The sequence below is a fragment of the Streptomyces cyaneus genome, assembly GCF_004028635.1.
Taxonomy (GTDB): domain Bacteria; phylum Actinomycetota; class Actinomycetes; order Streptomycetales; family Streptomycetaceae; genus Streptomyces; species Streptomyces cyaneus.
Genome location: NZ_RQJW01000003.1, coordinates 895,535 through 915,565, shown reverse-complemented (window position 1 = coordinate 915,565; position 20,031 = coordinate 895,535). Strand labels below are relative to the sequence as shown.

The window sequence follows — 20,031 nt, the reverse complement described above, 5'->3', positions numbered from 1 at the left end:
CCGCTCAGTCCGCCGGCGGCAGCTCGCCCGAGCCGCGGGTGATCAGCCGCGTCGGCAGCTCGATGCGTTCCGGGGTGACGAGGGTGCCGTCCAGCTGCCGGAACAGCCGCTCGGCTGCGTTTCGGCCGATCGCGGCCGCGTCCTGCGCGACGACGGTGACGCCCGGCTGCAGCAGGTCGGCGAGTTCGATGTCGTCGAAGCCGACGAGGGCGACGGCGCGGGTCTGCTCGGCGAGGACCCGGATCACGGTGACCGTCACCCGGTTGTTGCCCGCGAAGATCGCGGTGACGGGGGAGGGGCCGGTGAGCATCTCCTCGGCCGCCCGGCGCACCCGCTCCGGGTCGGTGACGCCCAGGGACATCCAGGAGTCCTCCACCGGTATGCCCGCGTCCTCCATGGCGGCCCGATAGCCGCGCAGCCGCTCGGCGGCCGTGTGGATGCGGGGCATGTCGCCGATGAAGCCGATCCGGCGGTGGCCGTGGGCGATGAGGTGGGCGACACCGTCGCGGGCGCCGCCGTAGTTGTCGGACAGGACGCAGTCGGCGTCGATCTTCCCGGCGGGGCGGTCGACGAACACGGTGGCGACGCCCGCCTTGAGCTCGGGCTCCAGGTACCGGTGGTCGTCACCGGCGGGAATGATCACCAGCCCGTCCACCCGCCGCGCGCACAGCGCGAGGGCCAGCTCCTGCTCGCGGTCCGGGTCCTCGGCGCTGGAGCCGTTGATGAGCAGCGCGCCGTGCGCCCGGGCGACCTCCTCGACCGCACGGCTGAGCGGGCCGTAGAAAGGGTCCGCGAGATCCTCCAGGACCAGGCCGATGCTCGCGGTACGGCCCTTGCGCAGCACCCGCGCGCTGTCGTTGCGGCGAAAGCCCAGGGCGTCGATGGCCTCCTGGACGCGGCGCTCCGTCTCCGGTGTGACCCCCGGCTCTCCGTTCACCACACGCGAGACGGTCTTCAGGCCGACTCCGGCACGCGCGGCGACGTCCTTCATGGTCGGACGGTTGCCGTAGCGGGACCCGGGATGGCCGTCTGCGGGGCGGTCGGATCGGCGGATGGTCTCGGGCACGATGCGGATTCCTGTCCTGTCGTCCACGGGGATGCGTCGGTCCATGGGTTTGTATGAGGATGTGGCGTCGAGCATAGAGCCTGGACAACGTTGTCAGATCCGGGGGACACTGTCCACCGCAATCTCCGGCCTGCGCCCCCACCGCGAGACCGGCTCGCCCATTTCCCGTGGTTGACGGGGAGATCCGAATGGTTGACGGGGAGAACTGACACTGATGCACACCGACCTCGTGGCTGCGCTCGACATCGGCGGCACCAAGATCGCCGGAGCGCTGGTGGACGGCCACGGCACGATCGCGGTCCGGGCCCAGCGCGCGACGCCGGCGCGGGAGGACGGCGAGACGGTGATGCGGGCCGTCGAGGAGGTCGTCGGCGAGCTCACCGCATCGCCGCTGTGGGGCCGCGCCACGGCCCTCGGTATCGGCAGCGCGGGACCGGTGGATGCCTCCGCGGGCACGGTGAGTCCGGTGAACGTGCCCGGCTGGCGCGACTTTCCGCTGGTCCGGCGGGTCCGGGAAGCGGCCGGCGGCCTGCCCGTGGAGCTGATCGGCGACGGCGTGGCCATCACGGCGGCCGAGCACTGGCAGGGAGCGGCCCGGGGGCACGACAACGCGCTCTGCATGGTCGTCTCCACCGGCGTCGGCGGCGGCCTGGTGCTGAACGGCCGACTGCACCCCGGCCCGACCGGTAACGCCGGCCACATCGGCCACATCAGCGTCGACCTGGACGGCGACCCGTGCCCGTGCGGTTCACGGGGCTGTGTGGAGCGCATCGCCAGCGGCCCGAACATCGCCCGGCGGGCACTGGAGAACGGCTGGCGGCCCGGCCCGGACGGCGACACGTCCGCCGCCGCGGTGGCCGCCGCCGCGCGCGACGGTGACCCGGTCGCCGTGGCCTCCTTCGAACGCGCCGCACAGGCCCTGGCCGCCGGGATCGCGGCCACCGCGACCCTGGTCGAGATCGACATCGCCGTGATCGGCGGGGGAGTGGGCAAGGCGGGCGACGTCCTCTTCACACCGCTCCGCAAGGCGCTCCACGACTACGCCACCCTGTCCTTCGTCCAGCGCCTGACGATCACGCCGGCCCAGATGGGAACGGACGCCGGGCTGGTGGGCGCCGCCGCGGCCGCCCTCGCGGGGAAGGCGGACGCGGCTGCGGCGGGGGTGTGAGGGCGCGCGGGTCTGGCAGGAACGTTCACTCGGTAGGAGTGGGAGCGGGAGTGGGGGCGGCTGGGCCCCGCCGACCAGGAGGTTGCGCATCGGATCGGGTGGGCCGCTGAAGGCTGGGAGCTGGGAGCCGAGCGACCGCAGGGGCTGGTGGCTCGTGGCTGGCGGCGGGTGCGGGTCGAGGCGGTCGAGCTGAGCTGAGCCGAGTGGGCCGCGTGTCATTACGCCGGCCTCCACCTCGGCTGACCAGCTGCGGCACTCAGCAACTCATCCGCCGCAGCAACTCATCCGCCACAGCGGCCCATTGAACTGCCGGTCAGCAGCTCACCCGCGCCTGCGCCCAGTCCGCGTGGTCCGAGTCGATGCCGTCGCCGCCGTCGGTCACCACGAGCCGGACCACCTCGGCGCCGGTCACGTCGGCCGTGAGCGGCTGGGCCGGCATCGCGTTGGTGAGGACGCCGGTGGAGGCGGCTCTGGTGCCGTCGGCCCAGATCTCGAAGGCGACGGTGCCGCCCGTGCCCTCCTCGTCGTCGACACCGACCTCCGCCGTGACCGTTTCGCACGCGCCGCCGGTGTAGTAATCGACGGTGCTCTCGGCGTGGACACCGAGTCCCTTGCCGTACGTCGCGCCGCCGATGGTGATCGGATGCCCGTCGCCCGCGGCACTCTCGCCGTTGCTGGTGTCGCGCTCGACGGGCCCCCATCCGTTGGTGGCCGACAGCCACGGAAGGCCGCCGAGCCCGGACGTCCCCGAGGGCGGCGGCGCCACCACGGTCGCGGTCACTGGCAGTGCACTGTCGACGCGGACGCCGGTCGGTGAGCGGTAACTCGCCTTGAGGGTGAGGTCGTACGACCCGGTGGGGGTCCCCTCCGGCGCGGTGACCGCCCATTTCGTGCGCAACGAGCTGCCCGTCGGCAGTGCGGGCGAGTTGGTCGGTGACGTCGCCCTGACGGACCACCCCGCGGGGCCGGTCAGCGCCACGGACACGCGCTTGGCCGTCGTACGCCCGAGGTCGGTGACCGTCGACGTCAGATCGGCCGAGCCGCCCGGCTCGACCAACGGGCTGCCGCCCAGGCCGAGTTCGAGGGCAGGCGGGTGCTCGGCCCACTTGGAGTCGGCGAAGACGCGTACGAGGAACGTGCCGTGGGCGGGGACGGTCGCGGAGATGGTGCCCGCGGTGTTGTAGCTCCGGTGCTGCCACAGGTCGCGCAAGGTGTACGCGTCGGCGGCGGGCAGGCCGACCGCTGCGGCGGTCGTGGTGATGCGCTGGGCGGTGCCGGACTCGTTGAAGAGGGCGACCGCGCGGCTGCCGTCCCGCATCTCCTTGGCGACGATCCAGCGCCCGCCCGCCGAGGAGACCACCGTGCCCTGTCTGCCCAGCGGGTCCTGGTCGACCGCGATGACCTCGCGGTTGCCGAGGATGTCCAAGGTCTCTTCGGAAGCCGAGCGAAGGTCGGAGCCGATGAGGAGCGGGGCGGCCATGATCGCCCACATCGAGAAGTGCGAGCGGTACTCGGTGGCCGTCATGCCGCCGTTGCCGACTTCCAGCATGTCGGGGTCGTTCCAGCGGCCGGGGCCGGCGTACTGCGCGAGCGGCAGGTTCCGCTTCAGGATCGACAGCATCGAGCCCCAGTTGTCGCTGATGTCACCGGTCGTGCGCCACAGATGGCCGACGTCGGCCGCCCATTCCCAGGGCTTGTTCTCGCCCCATTCGCAGATGCTGTACACGATGGGCCGGCCGGTGGCCTTGAGCGCGTCGCGCATGGTCGTGTAGCGCAGCTTGGCGTCCACGCCCTGGTTGTTGCAGTTGTCGTACTTGAGGTAGTCCACGCCCCAGTCCGCGAACTGCTGGGCGTCGCTGTACTCATGGCCGAGCGAGCCCGGGAAACCGGCGCTGTTGCAGGTCTTCGTGCCCGCGCTGGTGTAGATGCCGAACTTGAGGCCCTTGGCGTGGACGTAGTCCGCGACCGCCTTGATCCCGTTCGGGAAGCGCACCGGGTCGGGCACGAGCTTTCCGTTCGCGTCCCTGGAGGGCAGGGCCCAGCAGTCGTCGAGGTTGACGTACTGGTATCCGGCGTCCTTGAGGCCCTTCTCGACGAAGATGTCCGCGATGCCCTTGACCATGGACTCGTTGAACTCGGCACGGCAGTGGGTGGAGTTCCAGTTGTTGAAGCCCATGGGCGGGGTGAGGGCCAGACCGTCGTCCAGGGCCGGTGCGACGGGCGCGGCGATGGCCGCGGGGGCAGCGAGTGCCGAGGCGCACAGTAGCCCCGCGACGAGTGCTCCGACCAGTCTCCTGCGGGTTATGCGGGTTATGCGGGCTGTGCGGGTTGTGCGGGTGTGAAGGTGACGCATCGTTACGTTCCTCCGTACCTGCGAGAGCGATATGGCGACATGTGCGCGTCATGTGGGGCTCACGGTAGAACCTGTTGGAGTCTGTTGGAAGGTGGTCTGTACTTGAACCCATGCCGCGGCACGCTTTTGAACATGTTCAAGTGTGCGCTAGGCTCGCTCCCACACCCGAGGGGGAGCCGATGAAGATAGTGATTCCCGGGGGAACCGGGCAGGTGGGCGCGATCCTGAACCGCGCCCTGAGCCGTGCGGGCCACGAGGTCGTCGTCCTGACCAGGCGGCCTACGCGCGACGGCGAGGTTCAGTGGGACGGCGAGACGTGGGGCCCGTGGGTCGAGGAGATCGACGGCAGCGACATCGTGATCAACCTGGCCGGCCGCAGCGTCAGCTGCCGCTACACCGCACCCAATCTCCAGGCCATGATGGATTCGCGGGTGCACTCCACCCAGGTCGTGGGCGAGGCGATCGCGCACGCCGCCCGGCCGCCCCGGGTCTGGCTCCAGATGAGCACGGCCACCATCTACGCCCACCGCTTCGACGCGCCCAACGACGAGGGGACGGGGGTCATCGGAGGCAGCGAGCCCGACGTGCCGGACTACTGGGGCTACAGCGTGCGGATCGCCAGGGCCTGGGAGCGGGCACAGGAGGAGGCCGACACGCCGCACACCCGGAAGGTCGCCCTGCGCTCCGCCATGGTGATGAGCCCCGACCGCGGCGGCGTGTTCGACGTCCTGCTGGGGCTGACGCGGCTGGGCCTCGGCGGCCCCGTCGCGGGCGGTGCGCAGTACGTCTCCTGGATCCACGACCGCGACTTCGTCCGCGCGGTCGACTTCCTGGTCGACCGGGAGGATCTCACCGGCCCGGTGAACCTCGCGGCCCCCGAACCGCTGCCGCAGCGGGCGTTCATGCGGGCGCTGCGCTCCTCGTGGGGCGCCCCGCTGGGCCTGCCCGCCACGAAATGGATGGCGGAACTCGGCGCGTTCGCGCTGCGCTCCGACACCGAGCTCCTGCTCAAAAGCCGCCGTGTCGTCCCCGGCCGGCTGCTCGACGAGGGGTTCACCTTCGACTATGCCCGATGGCCGGAAGCGGCCGACGATCTCGCGCAGCGTGTGCGGCTGCGCCGGGTCGACCGGCGGCGGAGCGGCCCCGAGGCTCCCGCGCTGTCCCGATTGTCCGGAGGCGGGGCGTGACTCCACGGTCCGTTTCACAGTTGAACCGGCCATGAAGAAGCGCAGCATGCTTGCCATCGCCTCCCTGGCCACCGGATTCGTCGTCGCGGCGGTCACGCCGTCCCATTCGGCCGAGTCCTCGGGTAACTCCGGCACCGGGTCCCCGGCCGCCGGGCTGCCCGACACCGGCGGTCAGATGAAGGCCGCCGGCCTGGACATGGGTGGTCAGAGCAAGCTCGGCGGCCTCCCCACGAGCGGTCAGACCAAGGTCGCCGGGATCAGCGTGGACCGGGCCCTGGACACCGTCGGCAAGGCCATCAACCGCGAAACGGACCGGGCCGTGAACAACGCCCCGCACGGAAAGAAGCGCTGACGAGCACGACCGACCCCTTCACACGGCGCCGTACCCCCGCATCCGAGCGGGTGTCGGCGCCGTCGTCATGCGCTCTCTACGGGAGCTGGTTTCCGTGGCAGGGTGGAGCGGGCAAGCCACAGGGGGCCAACAGAAGAGGGGGAAACGTGATCGTCTGGATCAACGGCGCGTTCGGTGCGGGGAAGACCACCACCGCCCGCGAACTGATCGAGCTGATCCCGAACAGCACGCTCTTCGACCCCGAGGTCATCGGCGGAGCACTGACCCACCTGCTTCCGCCCAAACACCTCACCGAGGTCGGTGACTTCCAGGACCTGCCGATCTGGCGACGTCTCGTGATCGACACGGCGGCCGCGCTGCTCGCCGAGCTCGGCGGGACCCTCGTGGTTCCGATGACGCTGCTGCGCCAGGAGTACCGCGACGAGATCTTCGGCGGCCTCGCCGCCCGCCGCATCACCGTCCAGCATGTGCTCCTCGCCCCGGCGGAAACGATCCTGCGGGAGCGGATAGCCGAGCGGGACATCCCGCTCGACCTGCCCGACGGCGAGATACGGATCCGGCAGTGGTCGTACGACCACATAGAGCCGTATCGCGCCGCACTCGCTTCCTGGCTCACCGCCGACGCGTATCCCGTCGACAACGGTGGTCTGACTCCGTACGAGACCGCCGCCCGGATCGCCGAGGCCGTCGGCAGCGGTACGGTCCCCGTCTGCGACATCGTGCAGACGCCCGAGCCCACCGCCGAGACCGTCGCCTCGGGCGTCCTCCTCTTCGACGAGCAGGACCGGGTGCTGCTCGTCGACCCCACCTACAAGGCGGGCTGGGAGTTTCCCGGCGGTGTCGTCGAGCGGGGTGAGGCCCCCGCGCGGGCGGGCATACGCGAGGTCGCCGAGGAGACGGGGATACGGCTGGACGACGTACCGCGGCTGCTCGTCATCGACTGGGAGCGGCCCTTGCCCCCCGGATACGGAGGTCTGCGGCTCCTCTTCGACGGCGGCCGCCTCGACTCGGCGGAGGCCGAACGACTCCTGCTGCCGGGGCCCGAGCTGCGCGAGTGGCGCTTCGTCACCGAGGACGAGGCCGCCGATCTGCTGCCGCCGGTGCGTTTTGAGCGACTGCGCTGGGCGCTTCGGGCGCGGGAACGTGGGGCGGCGCTCTATCTGGAGGCCGGGATTCCCGTGTCCTGAACCACGGCGCGCAGTTCGTCGTGCGGGTACGGAGTCAGTCTGCTCTCGTGCACCAGCCGTCGGCTGAAGTCACCCACGGCGGCGGCGAGGGGCGCGTACTGGACGATGATGTCGGCGGCGGCCCGTGGGATTCCCTCGGGCCGCATGCCGTCGGCGCAGTCCCGCACGAAGGTCTCGCGCTCCTCCAGGCCGTACCCGTACAGCGCGGTGGCCAGCCAGTTGACGAGGCGGGTGGCGGTGTAACAGCGGTCGTAGAGGCGGTGCCGGTCGAAGAACTCGCGCTCCTGAGGCGTGAGCCGGAAGCGGGCCGACAGCGCGAGGCCGTAGTCGGCGAGGTAGAGCTGCTGCCCGTCGGTGAGGATGTTGTCGAAGTGGGCGTCGAAATGCAGGAGTTCGCGCCCGTGGAGGAAGTCCGTAGTGGCCCTGAGTCGCTGCTCCACCCAAGCGCACGCGGCCTCGGCGCCGTCGGTGCGCAGCTGGGCGCCGAACCAGTCGTGCAGGGTGTGGGGCACGTACTCCAGGAACAGCGCCAGGCTCGTGGACGCCGTCCGCAGCTGCTCGATGCGGTCGCGCACCTGCGGGCTGCCGCCCCAGTAGGCGACGGCCCGCTCCACGTCGGCCAGTGGTTCCGGGAGTGGCTGAGGCGCGTCGGGCAGGACCCGCCAGTGGTGCGTCAGCGGGAACCCTTCGAACCGGCCGGCCAGCACCCAGTTCGTGGTCATCGTGTGCACGGCGAGCTCCCGCCAGGCACCGAACCCCGGACTGCCGATGCCGTAGTGGAAGCAGGCAGGCAGGCCGAGGAGGTTCGCCGTGGAGCGGACGTTCTCCGGCCGCAACTCGACGTCGGTGAGGGGGACTCGCTTCACGAACACCCGTCTGCCGTCCATCTCGATCAGCGTCGACCGTCCGCCGATCCCGGTGCCGAGCGGTGCGCCCGACTCCACGAGGTCCACGAGTGCGTGGTCGGAGAGCAGTGCCAGGGACGTGGCGATGTCGGTGTGGGCGGTGAGGCGTTCGGTGCGGGTCACTGACCCATCTTCAGCCCGAAGTCCCTCACCCCGCCGAGTAGTTGCGCAGGAACAGGGCCTCGGCGACCGACAGGCGCTCCAGTTCCTCGGGCGACACGCTCTCGTTCACGGCGTGGATCTGGGCCTCCGGCTCGCTCAGGCCGATGAGGAGGATCTCCGCGTGCGGGTAGAGGGCGGCGAGGGTGTTGCACAGCGGGATCGAGCCGCCCTGGCCGGCGTACTGCATCTCCTGACCCGGGTACGCCACCGCCATCGCGTCCGCCATCGCCTGGTACGCCGGGCTGCTCGTGTCGGCGCGGAACGCCTGGCCCTGGCCTATCTGCTCGGTGCGCACCCGGGCACCCCACGGCGTGTGCGTCTCCAGGTGGGCCTGGAGCAGCTTGGTCGCCTGGGCAGCGTCCACGCCCGGCGGCACCCGCAGGCTGATCAGCGCACGCGCGCTCGCCTGCACGGACGGGGTGGCGCCGACGACCGGCGGGCAGTCGATGCCGAGGACCGTGACGGCGGGGCGCGCCCAGATACGGTCGGCGACCGTGCCGGAGCCGATCAGCTGGACGTCGTCCAGGACCTTGGCGTCCCGGCGGAACTGCTCCTCCTCGTACTGCAGCCCCTGCCACGACGACTCGCCGGTCAGCCCGTCCACCGTCGTCGATCCGTCCTCGGCGCGCAGCGAGTCCAGTACGCGGATCAGCGCGCCGAGCGCGTCGGGCGCGGCCCCGCCGAACTGGCCGGAGTGCAGGTTGCCTTCGAGCGTGTCGATCTGTACGCGGACGAGGGTCATGCCGCGCAGGGTCGAGGTGACCGTCGGCAGGCCGACCCGGAAGTTGCCCGCGTCGCCGATCACGATGGTGTCGGCCGCCAGCAGGTCGGGGTGCTGCTCGGCGTACCGCTCCAGGCCGCCCGTGCCCATTTCCTCCGAACCCTCGGCGATCACCTTCACATGCACCGGCACGCCGCCGTTCGCCTTGAGCGCGCGCAGCGCCAGCAGGTGCATGATCAGGCCGCCCTTGCAGTCGGCGGACCCGCGCCCGTACCAGCGGCCGTCGCGCTCGGTCAGCTCGAAGGGCGGGGTGCTCCAGGCGGCCTCGTCCAGCGGGGGCTGCACGTCGTAGTGGGCGTACAGCAGAACCGTCTTCGCGCCCTCGGGGCCGGGCAGATACCCGTACACCGACTGGGTGCCGTCGGGGGTGTCCAGCAGGGCCACGTCCTCGAAGCCCTCCGCGGTGAGCGCGTCGGCGACCCAGCGGGCGGCGCCCTCGCTCTCGCTCTTCGGGAACTGGTCGAAGTCCGCCACCGATTTGAATGCCACCAGCTCGGTGAGTTCCGCCTTCGCCCTGGGCATGAGCGAGGCGACGGTCTCGGCGACCGGATTCGACGACATGGGCACGCTCCTTGTGGGTGCGACGTTGTACGTATGAGTGCTGTGATCCTCCCACAGCAGCCTGCGACGATGCCCGCCGTAGGATGCGGGGGACAGCAGGCGTAGGCGGCTTGATCGGGAGCAGTAGACCATCGTGAGCAGCGAGAACTCTTCGGCGGACGACGTGCGGCAGGTGTGGGACGTCGTCGTGGTGGGCGCGGGACCCGCGGGCGCTTCGGCAGCCTATGCGGCAGCGGTCGCCGGGCGGCGCGTGCTGTTGCTGGAGAAAGCGGAGCTGCCGCGCTACAAGACGTGCGGCGGCGGCATCATCGGTCCCTCGCGCGACTCGCTCCCGCCCGGCTTCGAGCTGCCCTTCCGGGACCGGGTGCACGCGGTCACGTTCTCGAACAACGGCCGTTTCACCCGCACCCGCCGCTCCAAGCAGATGCTGTTCGGGCTGATCAACCGGCCCGAGTTCGACCAGCAACTCGTGGAGCACGCGCAGAAGGCGGGCGCCGAGCTGCGTACGGGTGTCACCGTGCAGCGCGTCGAGCAGCACGGCTCGGCGGTGCCGGACCGGCGCAGCGTCGCCGTCGTCCTGCAGGGCGGCGAGACGCTGCTCGCGCGGGCCGTCGTCGGCGCGGACGGCAGCGCCAGCCGGATAGGAGCACACGTCGGGGTGAAGCTCGACCAGGTGGATCTCGGCCTGGAGGCGGAGATCCCGGTGCCGGAGACGGTCGCCGAGGACTGGAAGGGGCGGGTCCTCATCGACTGGGGGCCGATTCCCGGCAGCTACGGCTGGGTGTTCCCCAAGGGCGACACACTCACGGTGGGTGTGATCTCGGCGCGCGGCGAAGGCGCCGCCACCAAGCGGTACTTGGAGGAGTTCATCGGGCGGCTCGGGCTCGCCGGGTTCGAACCGAGCATCTCCTCCGGCCACTTGACACGCTGCCGTGCCGACGACTCGCCGCTGTCGCGCGGGCGCGTGCTGGTGTGCGGTGACGCGGCGGGCCTGCTGGAGCCGTGGACGCGCGAGGGGATCTCGTTCGCGCTGCGGTCGGGGCGGCTCGCGGGGGAGTGGGCGGTACGGATCGCCGAGGCGCACGACGCGGTGGACACCCGGCGCCAGGCCCTGAACTATGCCTTCGCGGTCAAGGCGGGCCTCGGCGTCGAGATGAGCATCGGCAAGCGGCTGCTGATGGTGTTCGAGCGCCGTCCCGGCCTCTTCCACGCGGCGATCACCGGTTTCCGGCCGGCCTGGAAGGCGTTCATGGACATCACCCGCGGCTCGACGTCGCTGGGCGAGATCGTGCGCACCCATCCCATGGCCCAGCGCGCCCTGACCGCGCTGGACCGCCGCCAGGCGCCGACCGGCGACGAAGCCACTTCTTGACGGCGACCCGAGTCACTTCTTGACGGTGATCCGGAACACCGGGTGGTCCGCGGCGGCCGCGATGATCTCCTCGTCGGAGGACTTCGCGGTGACTCCCTGGAAGTACTGGTTGACCTCCCAGCCCCACTTCTCCAGGTAGGTCCGCAGGATCGGGAGCTTCTCCCCGTCGGGAAGCTCCACCGCGGCGAACTCACGCACCTTGCGCCCGACGCGCAGCTCCCCGCCGCCGGCTGCGCGCATGTTGCGCACCCACTGGGAGTGGCCGCGGGCCGATACGAGGTACTGCGCGCCGTCGTACGTGTGCGGGTTGACCGGGATGCGCTGCATCTTGCCGCTCTTGCGGCCGCGCACCGACATCTCCGCCGTGCCCGCGATGCTGAGCCCGCGCCGGGCCAGCCAGCCGATGACACTGTTGAGGCGGACGTTCAGCGGGCTTCCCTTGAGGTAGTACGGCGACGTCATGGTGACCCCCAGAGTTTGAGAGAGCGGTGCTCTCGCTTGAGAGCAGTGTGCACGAGATTGCCGATCCAAAGCAAGAGCAGTGCTCTCGAATGTGTGCGCTGCTCTGCTTCTCGTGGGAGACTGCGTCGCATGAGCAGCACCGCACAGGGCGCACGTGCCCGCGCCAGGATGGAAGTCACCGCGGCCATCAAGGACGAGGCGCGCAGACAGCTCGCGGCCGAGGGCGCCGCCAAGCTCTCGCTGCGGGCCGTGGCCCGGGAACTCGGGATGGTCTCGTCCGCCCTCTACCGGTACTTCCCCAGCCGGGACGACCTGCTGACCGCGCTCATCATCGACGCCTACGACTCCCTCGGGGAGAGCGCCGAGGCCGCGCACGACAAGGCCGCCGACGCCGGGCCCGTACAGCGCTGGACGGCGGTCGCGCAGGCCGTACGGGACTGGGCGCTGCGGCATCCGCACGAGTACGCGCTGATCTACGGCTCACCCGTCCCCGGATACACCGCGCCCGACACCACGGTCCCGCCCGCCTCCCGCGTCGGCCTTGTCTTCATCGGCATCCTCCGCGACGCCCACCACGGCTCCGGCTCCGGCTCCGGCTCTGGCTCCGAGCCCGGTTCCGGCCCTGGCTCCGGCCTCTCCGAACCGCCCCTGCCCGCCGAACTGCGTCCCGAGGCCGAGCGCATGGCCGCCGACTTGGCCCCCGACCTCCCCCCGGCCAACGTCGCGGCCCTCATCGCTTCCTGGGCCGAGCTCTTCGGGCTCGTCGGGTTCGAGCTGTTCGGGCAGTTCAACCGGGTCGTGGAGGACAGGGAGACGTTCTTCCGGCATGCGGTGACCCGGCTCGCCCACGGGGTGGGCCTGGTAGGGGGCCGGCAGTAGGTCGACGCGAACCGTCAGGCCGAGGCTGCGCCACCTGGGCGGCGGACGTACTTCGCGGGGAGTACGTGTGATCACCACGCCCGGGTGACGCCGCCCGGCGGGCATCGCGTCTAGCGTGGCGGACATGGACGAGCAGCAGGTGCGCCGGGGCGGCGGTCCGCCGGTGTGGTGGCGGCACGGGCCGCCGTGGCGGAACCGGTGGGAGGACGGCGAGGAGCACGCTCCTCGCTGGCCTTGGCGCTCCACCGTGCTGATCACGGTCTTCGTCTTGGCAGGCTCGAACTTCGCGGCACGGGGCCAGCTGGACGACCGGGAGGAACTCGACCTCTTCGCACGAGTCCTGCTGTTCGTCGCGTCGGGGCTGCTGCTGTGGCGCAGGCGGTATCCGGTGGCCGTCGCCTTCGGGACGTCGGTCGCCGCCACGGTCTACCTGGGCGCCGGGTACCCGTACGGGCCCGTCTTCCTGGCCGTCGCCGTGGCCTGCTTCAACGCCATCGTCATGGGACACCGCAAGGCCGCCTGGACGGCGGTAGGGGTGTTCTGGGTGGGACACGCACTGGTGGCGCACTGGCTGTACCAGTGGCTGCCGCCGTCCGACGACCCGGCCGCCCCCTGGGGGCAGGAGGGAGTGATCGCCGCCTGGGTCGCGGCGATCTTGGCGGTGTCGGAGCTGGCCAAGACCCGGCGCGAGCAGTGGGCGCGGGAGCGGGCCGAGCGGGTGCAGGCGGCGCGACGGCGTGCCGACGAGGAGCGGCTGCGGATCGCCCGCGAGCTGCACGACGTCCTCGCGCACAGCATCAGCGTGATCAATGTGCAGGCGGGCGTGGGCCTGGCGTTGCTCGACACCGACCCCGAGCAGGCGCGCTCGGCGCTCACCACCATCAAGGCCAAGAGCAAGGAGGCGCTCGGCGAGGTCCGCCAGGTCCTCGACACGCTGCGCACGCCCGGCGACGCGCCCCGGGCACCGGTGCCCGGCCTCGACCGGCTGCCCGAACTGGTGCGGCAGGCGGCGAGCGCGGGCCTCACCGTCGAGGTCGAGGGCGAGCCGCCCCGCCTGGCGCCGGGCACGGACCTCGCCGCCTTCCGGATCATCCAGGAGGCCCTCACCAATGTCGTACGGCACTCGCAGTCGCGGCACGCACGCGTGCAGCTCGATCACGACGACGGGACGACGCTACGGCTGTGTATCGACGACGACGGCCCCGCGACCGGCGTCGACGAGGGCGGCAGCGGCAACGGACTCGCCGGAATGCGGGAGCGGGCGGCCGCGCTGGGTGGCACGATCGAGGCGGGCCCGCGTGCCGACGGCGGGTTCCGGGTGCTCGCCGTGCTGCCGTTGAGGGCTGCCAACGAGGTGAAGGAGGACCGGTGATCCGCGTACTGCTCGCCGACGACCAGTCACTGGTGCGGGCCGGCTTCCGGGCGCTGCTCGACGCGCAGGCGGACATCGAGGTGGCCGGGGAGGCCTCCGACGGCGAGGAGGCGCTGCGCAAGGTGCGCGAACTGCGGCCCGACGTCGTCCTGATGGACATCCGCATGCCCCTCCTCGACGGTCTCGCCGCGACCCGCCGGATCACCGACGACGGCGACCTGAAGGGCGTCAAGGTGGTCATGCTCACCACCTTCGAACTCGACGAGTACGTCTTCGAGGCCATCCGCTCGGGCGCCTCCGGCTTCCTGGTCAAGGACACCGAGCCCGACGAACTCCTGCGCGCCGTACGGGCGGTGGTCGAGGGCGATGCCCTGCTCTCGCCCGGGGTCACCCGCCGCCTCATCGCCGAGTTCGCCGCCCGCTCCAAGGAGCCCGCGGCAGCCGACGCCCTCACCGAACTCACCGAGCGCGAGCGGGAGGTGATGGCGCTGGTCGGTATCGGACTGTCCAACGAGGAGATCGCCCGTCGCCTGGTGGTCAGCCCCCTCACCGCGAAGACCCACGTCAGCCGCACCATGGTGAAGCTGGGCGCCCGGGACCGAGCCCAACTCGTCGTGCTGGCCTACGAGTCGGGGTTGGTGCGGCCGGGCTGGCTGGGCTGAGACCCTCCGCCGGGCTGAGACTCTCCCTTGAAGCGGACCAGGACGCTGACGACACGGGCGACGAACACGACCGCCGCGAGTGTGGCGCCCGTGCCGACGAGTGTGGTGCGGGCACCGCCCGACAGGTCGAAGGCGAACGCCGGTCCGGCCACCGCTGCGAACAGCAGGGCCGCCGCGAACGCCGCACTGCACAGCGCGTAACCGATCTCGACAGTCATCGCGTCCCGCCGCGCCTGATCGCGCCGTCCCCCGTATTCGCTCATACGGCGAGTCTCACAGGCGTGTGCCCGACGGGGCAAGCAGACCCCGCCGGGCACACGGTGTGGAGGCGTCCCCCTAGTCGCGGACCGGCACGCGGTCCGCTTCGGCCTCCTTCAGGATGGACTTCGCGACAACCACGGACTGCGGTCGGCGCCGCGCGCGCAGCCCGGGCAGGGTGATCAGGAGCCCGATGACCGCAATGCCGGTCACGACGGTCAGCCCGGGCCGGTAGCTGTCGAGGACGGCCTGCGGGGTGGGATTCTCCGGGGCGTTCGCGGTGACCACCGCAGTCACGACGGCCAGGAAGATCGCGCCGCCGACCTGCACCGAGGTGTTGAGCAGACCGGAGACCATGCCCTGCTCGTGGTCGTCGACCCCGTTGGTGGCCTGGATGTTGAGCGAGGGGAAGACCAACGCGCAGGCGGCGCCGATGAGCAGCATGCTCGGCAGGATCACCGCCGCGTAGACAGGGTCGAGGTCGACCCGCAGGAAGAGCGCGTAGCCGACGACCATCAGGGCGAAGCCCACGGGGATCAGACGGGGTGTGCCGAACCGGTCGACGACCGCGCCCATCTTGGTCGCGGACAGCGCCACCAACAGGCCCGCGGGCAGGAAGGCGAGCGCCGTCTGCAGCGCCGACCAGCCGAGCAGCGTCTGGAGGTACAGCGTGGCCAGGAACTGGAAGCCGATGTACGAGCCGAAGAAGGTCATGGCGCCGAGCTGGGCGCGGATCTGGTTGCCGGAGCGCAGCACGCCCAGGCGGACCAGCGGGCCCGGCGAGCGCCGTTCGACCAGGACGAACGCGGTCAGGAGCGCGGCGACGGCCAGGAAGGACAGCAGCGTGCGGGCGGAGGCCCAGCCGACCTCGGGGGCCTGTACGACGGTGAAGACCAGCAGCAGCATCGACGCGGTGCCGATGACGGCGCCGGGGATGTCGTAGCCCCTGTGGTTCGTCTCGCGCTCGCTGCGCGGCAGCATCTTCAAGCCGGCGACGAGCGCGATCACGGCGATGGGCGCGGGCAGCAGCATCGTCAGGCGCCAACTGGCCTCGGTGAGCAGGCCGGACAGGACGAGGCCCATGGAGAAACCGGTGGCCGCGCAGGTGGTGTAGATGGAGAGCGCCCGGTTGCGCAGCGGGCCCTCCGGGAACGTCGTGGTGATGATCGACAGGCCGGCCGGAGCCGTGAACGCCGCGCTCAGGCCCTTGATGAAGCGGCTGGCGATCAGCAGCGGGCCCGAGTCGACGAGGCCGCCGAGCAGTGAGGCGAGCGCGAAGACGGCGAGGGCCACCAGGAAGACCTGGCGTCGGCCCAGCAGGTCGGCGGTCCGGCCGCCGAGGAGGAGCAGGCCGCCGTAGCCCAGGATGTAGCCGCTGACGATCCATTGCAGGGTCGAGGTGGACAGGCCCAGGTCGGCGCCGATGGACGGCAGGGCGACGCCGACCATCGACACGTCCAGCGCGTCCAGGAACATCGCGGCGCAGAGCACCAGCAGGGTGCCCCACAGCCGGGGGGTCCAACGCCCTTCGGACGCCGGGTGGGTGAGCGGAGAGGTCATACCGAGGACACTACATGCGTATGCATGAGATGCAAACGCATTAAATTCTGATGCAACAAACTCTGTGTTCTGCTACGGTGCGCGCATGGCGGCGAAGAAGGCCGAGCAGGCGCTCGTGGACCAGTGGCGGGACATCCTGGCGCTGCACGCGCGCACGCAGTGTGAACTGGACCGCGCGTTGCACCAACACGGCCTGTGTGCCAGCGACTTCGAGGTCCTGGACGTACTGGCCGCGGGTTCGGCGCGGGGCGGCTCGGGGGGCTCGGGAAGCTCGGGGAGTGACCCCGCATTGCGCGTGCAGGAGATCTCCGAGCGGGTGCATCTCAGTCAGAGTGCGCTGTCGCGGCTCATCGCCCGGCTGGAGAAGGACGGTCTCGTCGAGCGCTGCATGTGCGCCGAGGACCGACGGGGCGTGCGCGTGGCCCTCACGGCGAAGGGGCGCACGCTGCACGGCGAGGTGCTGCCGGTCCAGCGTGCGGTGCTGACGAGGATGCTGGCGAACTGAGCGGCGTACGCCCTGGGTTCAGCTCATGACGATGGCCGAGTTCTCGCGCCACAGCGCGGCCAACGAGGCGTCTCCCGTCACGCTCGGCAAGGGCAGCCGGTTCCACAGCGACAGATACAGCCCCGCGACCGGCCCGGTGATCTCGCAGTCGGCCCGGCCGGCATCGCCCCGCTCGGTCAAGGGCGGGTCCTGAGACAGTCGTACGGTCCACACCGCGTCGTCCGTGTCCGTCGCCCGCACCCGCAGCACCCGGGGCTCGGCGCTGCGGACCCGGCTCTTGGGCCGGGCGTGGAAGCCGCACAGCAGCTCGTCGATGCCGTTCGCCGCGAAGCGGGCGTCGATCTCGCTCGGCGTGCCACCGCGTGCCGCCTCCGCGTCGAAGCGGTGCACGGCCGTCTCGTGGGCCTGTCTGCGTGCCCAGAACGCGAGCGGCGAGGGGGCGGGCAGGAAGTGAAAGCACTGGACGTCGGGGGAGGCGCAGGAGAGGGTGTCGACGAGGTGGCGGTGGCCTTCCCGGAACCAGGCCAGCAGGTCGGCGCCGTCGAGGTCGGGCGGCCCCTCGGGGGGGTGGGCGGAGGTGCGGCCGTCGGCGACGAAGGACGCCGCCCAGCGATGCACCATGCCCGTGTGCCGCACCAGATCCCGCACCTGCCAGTCCGGACAGGTCGGCACCTTGGCATCGACCCCCGCCTTCTCGGCGGCCGCGGCGAGCAGCAGACCCTCGCGGTCCAGGAATCGAACGAACTCGGCTGTCTCCATGGGCTGAGTGTGCACGATGGAGCGCGGTCGAAGGGAAGGGCCGGGGCAGGGGTGAGGGCGGGCCGGTCGACGTAAGGGTTTCGTCATCGCCGTCGAGGTACCGGGGCGGTCTCGCGTTCCGTTGGAATGGGTGGGCGGCGCAATGAGCGTCGACAGGCAACTCTCAGGAAGCGGGACGGATATGGGGCGCGTGCGGAAAGCGCTGGGCAGGCGGTGGTTCGTCGGAGTGCTGGTTCTGGCCGTCGTCGCGGGCGGCTTCGGGCTGTACTGGTTCCAGCCGTGGAAGCTGTGGCAGGACAAAACGGTCGAGGAGGCCCTGCCCCAGGCCGCGAAGAACTCCGCCCCGCCCGCGGCGGCACCCTCGGCCGACGCGGACGCCCCCGCGCCCGGACCGCAGACGCTGGCCGACGGCGAGCTGATCAGCCATGAGCACACGACATCGGGCTCGGTGAAACTCGTGCGTCTGGCGGACGGCTCCCACGTCGTACGCCTGGAGGATCTCGACACCAGCAACGGGCCGGACCTCCGGGTGTGGCTCACCGACGCGCCGGTGAAGGAGGGGCGGGCGGGATGGCACGTCTTCGACGACGGCGAGTACGTGAGCCTCGGCCGGCTCAAGGGCAACAAGGGAAGCCAGAACTACGTCGTGCCCGAGGATGTCGACCTGTCCCGCTACAGCAGCGTCACCATCTGGTGCGACCGCTTCGACGTGTCGTTCGGCGCAGCTGAACTCGCCCGCGCCTGAGGGCGGTTCACGGGCGCAGGGCGAAGAGGCAGAACTCGTTGCCCTCGGGGTCGGCCAGGACGTCGTGGTCCTCGTGACGGGCCAGGACGCTCGCGCCGAGGACCACGAGCCGGCCGATCTCGGTCTCCGGGGCGGCGGAGACGAGGTCCAGGTGCAGCCGGTTCTTGACGCGCTTGGGCTCCGGGACGAGCTGGCACCACAGACGGGGGCCGCCGCCGCGAGGCTCGACGAGCACGGTCGGGTCGTCCTCCGGGTCGGCGATCCCCTGGGCGCGCAGCCGGGCGAGCTCCGCGTCGTCGTAGGGGGCGACGGCGTAACCGTCGAGGGCGGCGGCCCAGAAGCGGGCCGTGGCGGCCGGGCGGGCACAGTCGATGACGATGTCGTGGAGTCGTGCCATCGGGCCATGGTGTGCGGGGATGGCGAAAGCGGCAATGGGTGGGGTCGGGCCAGGGGGGCAATGGGGGAGCCGGGGCAGGGCGGCGGCCGTCCCGCTGAGACGGGCCGCTCGTCCGTTGCTCAGTCGGCTGCCGCGTGTCGCGTGACGAAGCCGATCAGCGCTGCTGCGGCCGCCAGTGCGGCGACACTGGTCAGGGCGGTGGACAGGGAGAACCAGTCGGCCATGAACCCGATCGCGGGCGGCCCGAGCAGCATGCCTCCGTAGCCGAGCGTGGAGGCGGTCGCGACGCCGCTGGGCCCGGCGAGCGTACCGGCGCGTTCGACGGCGACCGGGAAGAGGTTGGCGAGGCCGAGCCCGGTCACGGCGAAGCCGATCAGCGCCGCCCACACGGAGGGCGTGAGTGAGCCGAGCAGCATCCCGGCGGCCGCGGTGGCACCGCCCGCGACCACGGTCCTGGTACGGCCCAGGCGTTCGAGCAGGACCGTCCCCGTCAGGCGCCCGACGGTCATGGCCAGCGCGAAGCACGAGTACCCGACGGCAGCGAGACCCGGCGAGGCACCGAGGTCCTGTTCGAGGTGCAGGGCTCCCCAGTCGGCCATGGCTCCTTCGCCGTATGCCGTGCACAGCGCGATCATGCCGAAGACGATCACGAGCCCTCTGGTGCGGCGGTCGAGGCGCCGAGGGGTGCCCTCGCCGGAGCCGTGCCGTGGGGCGTCGGGCGGCCGCGGTGGGTCGTGCCGTAGGAGGGTGGGTCCGGTGAGGGCGGTCACGATCAGCCCGATGACGGTCAGGCCGAGCAGGTGCCGCGTGGGGGAGAGGTGGCCGGCGACCAGTCCGCCCAGGCCCGCTCCGATCATGCCGCCCAGGCTGAAGGCCGCGTGGAAGCTCGGCATGATCGGCCGCCGGAGTGCGGCGACCAGGTGGATGGCGGCGCTGTTGAAGGCCACGTTGATGCCGCCGTAGGCCGCTCCGAAGATCAGCAGGACGGCGCCGAGTGCCGGTGCGGAGTGGGTGAGTGGGGGGAGGGCGACGCTGAGGGAGAGCAGGACGGCGCAGACGACGGTGACCTGGTGGCTGCCGTAGCGGCGGCACAGGCGTCCGGTGAGCATCATCGTGACCACGGCACCGGCGGAGACGCCGAGGAGGGCCAGGCCGAGGGTGCTGGCGGAGGCGCCGGTCTGCTGCTTGATGGCCGGGATGCGCACGACCCAGCCGGCGAAGACGAAGCCGTCGAGGGCGAAGAAGACGGTGAGGGCGATACGGAGTCGGGTGAGTGCGCTGTGTGCGCTGTCCGGCACGGCGTTGTGCGAACGGAGTTTGTTTATGAGCGGCACAAAG

Annotated in this window: 20 protein-coding genes; 10 read left to right on the top strand and 10 right to left on the bottom strand. The window is 71.3% G+C overall.

Features of this window, described 5'->3' with window-relative positions; genetic code table 11:
• Nucleotides 1-4: 4 nt before the first annotated feature.
• Nucleotides 5-1,111, bottom strand: coding sequence for a LacI family DNA-binding transcriptional regulator (locus EHO50_RS13025; protein WP_181449610.1), 1,107 nt, complete (start codon nt 1,109-1,111; stop codon nt 5-7).
• Nucleotides 1,112-1,280: 169 nt separating this feature from the next.
• On the opposite strand from EHO50_RS13025, the gene EHO50_RS13020 reads away from it, so the two are divergent.
• Nucleotides 1,281-2,234 (top strand): ROK family protein, encoded by a 954-nt coding sequence (locus EHO50_RS13020; RefSeq protein WP_128430050.1) that lies wholly within the window; start codon nt 1,281-1,283, stop codon nt 2,232-2,234.
• A 313-nt stretch (nt 2,235-2,547) separates the two neighbouring features.
• Here the strand turns inward: EHO50_RS13020 and EHO50_RS13015 are convergent, their stop codons facing one another.
• Nucleotides 2,548-4,587 carry an NPCBM/NEW2 domain-containing protein gene (locus EHO50_RS13015; RefSeq protein ID WP_181449609.1) on the bottom strand — a complete coding sequence of 680 codons (2,040 nt, stop codon included), beginning with the start codon at nt 4,585-4,587 and terminating at the stop codon, nt 2,548-2,550.
• 179 nt (nt 4,588-4,766) lie between these two features.
• Here EHO50_RS13015 and EHO50_RS13010 point away from each other — a divergent pair, with 179 nt between their 5' ends.
• The 3 genes from EHO50_RS13010 (at nt 4,767) to EHO50_RS13000 (ending at nt 7,313) form a co-directional block, all read left to right on the top strand.
• Complete coding sequence (locus EHO50_RS13010) at nt 4,767-5,774, top strand: TIGR01777 family oxidoreductase (protein WP_128430049.1); 1,008 nt, start codon at nt 4,767-4,769, stop codon at nt 5,772-5,774.
• A 31-nt stretch (nt 5,775-5,805) separates the two neighbouring features.
• Nucleotides 5,806-6,126: a hypothetical protein gene (locus EHO50_RS13005; protein WP_128430048.1), complete on the top strand. Its 321-nt coding sequence runs from the start codon at nt 5,806-5,808 to the stop codon at nt 6,124-6,126.
• A 146-nt stretch (nt 6,127-6,272) separates the two neighbouring features.
• The gene (locus EHO50_RS13000; protein WP_128430047.1) at nt 6,273-7,313 is read left to right on the top strand and encodes an NUDIX hydrolase; all 1,041 of its coding nucleotides are present in this window, start codon (nt 6,273-6,275) and stop codon (nt 7,311-7,313) included.
• Here EHO50_RS13000 and EHO50_RS12995 read toward each other — a convergent pair.
• Nucleotides 7,283-8,341 carry a serine/threonine-protein kinase gene (locus EHO50_RS12995; protein WP_128430046.1) on the bottom strand — a complete coding sequence of 353 codons (1,059 nt, stop codon included), beginning with the start codon at nt 8,339-8,341 and terminating at the stop codon, nt 7,283-7,285. The two genes, EHO50_RS13000 and EHO50_RS12995, sit on opposite strands and share 31 nt — an antisense overlap.
• 25 nt (nt 8,342-8,366) lie before the next feature.
• Nucleotides 8,367-9,722 carry a dipeptidase gene (locus EHO50_RS12990; RefSeq protein ID WP_128430045.1) on the bottom strand — a complete coding sequence of 452 codons (1,356 nt, stop codon included), beginning with the start codon at nt 9,720-9,722 and terminating at the stop codon, nt 8,367-8,369.
• Nucleotides 9,723-9,855: 133 nt separating this feature from the next.
• Here EHO50_RS12990 and EHO50_RS12985 point away from each other — a divergent pair, with 133 nt between their 5' ends.
• A complete protein-coding gene (locus tag EHO50_RS12985; RefSeq protein ID WP_128430044.1) occupies nt 9,856-11,094 on the top strand; it encodes a geranylgeranyl reductase family protein in 1,239 nt (412 codons plus the stop codon).
• Between the two features lie 12 nt (nt 11,095-11,106).
• On the opposite strand, the gene EHO50_RS12980 is transcribed toward EHO50_RS12985, so the two are convergent.
• A complete protein-coding gene (locus EHO50_RS12980; protein WP_128430043.1) occupies nt 11,107-11,556 on the bottom strand; it encodes a nitroreductase family deazaflavin-dependent oxidoreductase in 450 nt (149 codons plus the stop codon).
• Between the two features lie 129 nt (nt 11,557-11,685).
• Between EHO50_RS12980 and EHO50_RS12975 the strand changes: the two genes are divergently transcribed.
• From EHO50_RS12975 to EHO50_RS12965, 3 genes are all read left to right on the top strand, one after another.
• Nucleotides 11,686-12,435, top strand: a complete 750-nt coding sequence (locus EHO50_RS12975) for a TetR/AcrR family transcriptional regulator (protein ID WP_128430042.1) — start codon at nt 11,686-11,688, stop codon at nt 12,433-12,435.
• 124 nt (nt 12,436-12,559) lie between these two features.
• Nucleotides 12,560-13,807, top strand: a complete 1,248-nt coding sequence (locus EHO50_RS12970; protein ID WP_128430041.1) for a sensor histidine kinase — start codon at nt 12,560-12,562, stop codon at nt 13,805-13,807.
• Nucleotides 13,804-14,469: a response regulator transcription factor gene (locus EHO50_RS12965; protein WP_128430040.1), complete on the top strand. Its 666-nt coding sequence runs from the start codon at nt 13,804-13,806 to the stop codon at nt 14,467-14,469. The genes EHO50_RS12970 and EHO50_RS12965 overlap by 4 nt, the downstream gene beginning before the upstream one ends.
• On the opposite strand, the gene EHO50_RS12960 is transcribed toward EHO50_RS12965, so the two are convergent.
• Both EHO50_RS12960 and EHO50_RS12955 read right to left on the bottom strand, forming a co-directional pair.
• Nucleotides 14,430-14,732, bottom strand: coding sequence for a DUF6332 family protein (locus EHO50_RS12960; protein ID WP_128430039.1), 303 nt, complete (start codon nt 14,730-14,732; stop codon nt 14,430-14,432). The genes EHO50_RS12965 and EHO50_RS12960 overlap by 40 nt on opposite strands.
• 73 nt (nt 14,733-14,805) lie before the next feature.
• Entirely contained in the window at nt 14,806-16,287 is a 1,482-nt protein-coding gene (locus tag EHO50_RS12955; RefSeq protein WP_128430038.1) for an MFS transporter, read from the bottom strand.
• Nucleotides 16,288-16,372: 85 nt separating this feature from the next.
• Between EHO50_RS12955 and EHO50_RS12950 the strand changes: the two genes are divergently transcribed.
• The gene (locus EHO50_RS12950) at nt 16,373-16,792 is read left to right on the top strand and encodes a MarR family winged helix-turn-helix transcriptional regulator (protein ID WP_128430037.1); all 420 of its coding nucleotides are present in this window, start codon (nt 16,373-16,375) and stop codon (nt 16,790-16,792) included.
• 18 nt (nt 16,793-16,810) lie between these two features.
• Here EHO50_RS12950 and EHO50_RS12945 read toward each other — a convergent pair whose 3' ends face one another.
• The gene (locus tag EHO50_RS12945) at nt 16,811-17,551 is read right to left on the bottom strand and encodes a maleylpyruvate isomerase family mycothiol-dependent enzyme (protein WP_128430036.1); all 741 of its coding nucleotides are present in this window, start codon (nt 17,549-17,551) and stop codon (nt 16,811-16,813) included.
• Between the two features lie 181 nt (nt 17,552-17,732).
• Here EHO50_RS12945 and EHO50_RS12940 point away from each other — a divergent pair, with 181 nt between their 5' ends.
• Entirely contained in the window at nt 17,733-18,296 is a 564-nt protein-coding gene (locus EHO50_RS12940) for a DM13 domain-containing protein (protein WP_128430035.1), read from the top strand.
• Nucleotides 18,297-18,303: 7 nt separating this feature from the next.
• Here EHO50_RS12940 and EHO50_RS12935 read toward each other — a convergent pair whose 3' ends face one another.
• Nucleotides 18,304-18,693 (bottom strand): VOC family protein, encoded by a 390-nt coding sequence (locus tag EHO50_RS12935; RefSeq protein WP_128430034.1) that lies wholly within the window; start codon nt 18,691-18,693, stop codon nt 18,304-18,306.
• A gap of 119 nt (nt 18,694-18,812) precedes the next feature.
• Nucleotides 18,813-20,027, bottom strand: coding sequence for an MFS transporter (locus EHO50_RS12930; RefSeq protein WP_164904829.1), 1,215 nt, complete (start codon nt 20,025-20,027; stop codon nt 18,813-18,815).
• Between the last annotated feature and the right edge of the window lie 4 nt (nt 20,028-20,031).

Excerpts from the sequence above, each read along its gene's own strand:
- EHO50_RS13025 (WP_181449610.1), bottom strand. The coding sequence starts at position 1,111 with ATGGACCGACGCATCCCCGTGGACGACAGGACAGGAATCCGCATCGTG.
- EHO50_RS13020 (WP_128430050.1), top strand. The coding sequence starts at position 1,281 with ATGCACACCGACCTCGTGGCTGCGCTCGACATCGGCGGCACCAAGATC.
- EHO50_RS13015 (WP_181449609.1), bottom strand. The coding sequence starts at position 4,587 with ATGCGTCACCTTCACACCCGCACAACCCGCACAGCCCGCATAACCCGC.
- EHO50_RS13010 (WP_128430049.1), top strand. The coding sequence starts at position 4,767 with ATGAAGATAGTGATTCCCGGGGGAACCGGGCAGGTGGGCGCGATCCTG.
- EHO50_RS13005 (WP_128430048.1), top strand. The coding sequence starts at position 5,806 with ATGAAGAAGCGCAGCATGCTTGCCATCGCCTCCCTGGCCACCGGATTC.
- EHO50_RS12990 (WP_128430045.1), bottom strand. The coding sequence starts at position 9,722 with ATGTCGTCGAATCCGGTCGCCGAGACCGTCGCCTCGCTCATGCCCAGG.
- EHO50_RS12980 (WP_128430043.1), bottom strand. The coding sequence starts at position 11,556 with ATGACGTCGCCGTACTACCTCAAGGGAAGCCCGCTGAACGTCCGCCTC.
- EHO50_RS12975 (WP_128430042.1), top strand. The coding sequence starts at position 11,686 with ATGAGCAGCACCGCACAGGGCGCACGTGCCCGCGCCAGGATGGAAGTC.
- EHO50_RS12970 (WP_128430041.1), top strand. The coding sequence starts at position 12,560 with ATGGACGAGCAGCAGGTGCGCCGGGGCGGCGGTCCGCCGGTGTGGTGG.
- EHO50_RS12960 (WP_128430039.1), bottom strand. The coding sequence starts at position 14,732 with ATGAGCGAATACGGGGGACGGCGCGATCAGGCGCGGCGGGACGCGATG.
- EHO50_RS12955 (WP_128430038.1), bottom strand. The coding sequence starts at position 16,287 with ATGACCTCTCCGCTCACCCACCCGGCGTCCGAAGGGCGTTGGACCCCC.
- EHO50_RS12950 (WP_128430037.1), top strand. The coding sequence starts at position 16,373 with ATGGCGGCGAAGAAGGCCGAGCAGGCGCTCGTGGACCAGTGGCGGGAC.
- EHO50_RS12945 (WP_128430036.1), bottom strand. The coding sequence starts at position 17,551 with ATGGAGACAGCCGAGTTCGTTCGATTCCTGGACCGCGAGGGTCTGCTG.
- EHO50_RS12940 (WP_128430035.1), top strand. The coding sequence starts at position 17,733 with ATGGGGCGCGTGCGGAAAGCGCTGGGCAGGCGGTGGTTCGTCGGAGTG.
- EHO50_RS12935 (WP_128430034.1), bottom strand. The coding sequence starts at position 18,693 with ATGGCACGACTCCACGACATCGTCATCGACTGTGCCCGCCCGGCCGCC.